This window comes from Streptomyces sp. NPDC060205 (genome assembly GCF_042728395.1).
Lineage (GTDB): Bacteria > Actinomycetota > Actinomycetes > Streptomycetales > Streptomycetaceae > Streptomyces.
In genome coordinates, this window is the sequence record NZ_JBHWZP010000655.1 from 1 (window position 1) to 1,067 (window position 1,067).

A 1,067-nucleotide genomic window follows, 5' to 3' on the forward strand; every position below is an offset into this window, starting at 1 on the left:
CACCCGACCTGGTCGGGTGGGCCACCGCCGCACGCAGCCGGACCGGGGCGGGGCCCGCTCAGGGGCACACCTCCGGCGCGCTCCGCGTCCTCGATCCTGCCGGCGGCCATCCGAAAAAGGTGCGCACAGGCGAAACCGAGGGGGGACTGGCGACGGAATGCGTTTCCACACATTCCAGCAGTCCTCGCATGAAGGGAAAGACCGTCATGATCACTCGTGTTTCGGGCGCAGCCCTCACCGCAGGCGTCGCCGTCGTCCTGTCCGTCACCGCGGGCGCTCCCGCGTTCGCCCGGCCGCAGGCCGCGGACGACCAGGCCACCGTGTCCGTGTTCCATGGGGTACCCGGTCTGACCGTGGACGTCTACGCCGGCGACAAGGAACTGCTGCCGGACTTCGAGCCGGGCACGCTCACCGATCCGCTGAAGCTGGACGCCGGTTCGTACGACATCAAGGTCTTCAAGGACGGGGAGGGACCGGACGGCACCCCCGCCATCGAGAAGACGGTCGATGTGCCCGCCGGGGCGAACGCCACCCTGGTGGCCCACCTGACGGCCGCCGGGAAGCCGGCGCTGGACGCGTATGTCAACGACACGTCCAAGGTGCCCGCAGGCAAGGCCCGGCTGACCGTACGGCATGTCGCCGCCGCGCCCGCGGTCGACGTGCGGGCCGACAGGACCGCCGTGTTCAAGAACCTGACCAACCCCAAGGAAGCCAAGGGTGAGGTCGCTGCCGGCACGGTGTCCGCCGATGTCACGCTGGCCGGCACCGACACGGTGGCGATCGGGCCCGCCGATCTGAACCTGGCCGAGGGTACGAACACCCTGGTCTACGCCTGGGGCAGCGCCGAGGAGAAGAACCTGGCACTGAAGACGCAGACCCTGACCGGACTGCACTCGGCGCCCGCCGGAGTCCCGGCCGGTGAGACCGGGGCGGCCGCTGTGCACAACGAGGGCCTGCCGCTCGGCGCGCTCTCGCTGGGAGCGTTGTCCGCCCTCGGTGCCGCGGGCCTACTCGTCCGGCTGCGCGCTTCCGTCCGCTGAGGTCCCCGGCAGGCGGTGTGCCGCGGC

At 71.3% G+C, this 1,067-nt stretch carries 1 protein-coding gene; it reads left to right on the forward strand.

Features of this window, described 5'->3' with window-relative positions:
• Positions 1–206 precede the first annotated feature (206 nt).
• Complete coding sequence (locus ACFWGJ_RS43800) at positions 207–1,040, forward strand: DUF4397 domain-containing protein (RefSeq protein ID WP_387334564.1); 834 nt, start codon at positions 207–209, stop codon at positions 1,038–1,040.
• The last annotated feature ends 27 nt before the right edge of the window (positions 1,041–1,067 follow it).

Bases quoted from the DNA above. Each gene is read 5' to 3' on its own strand.
- ACFWGJ_RS43800 (WP_387334564.1), top strand. From the start codon at position 207: ATGATCACTCGTGTTTCGGGCGCAGCCCTCACCGCAGGCGTCGCCGTC.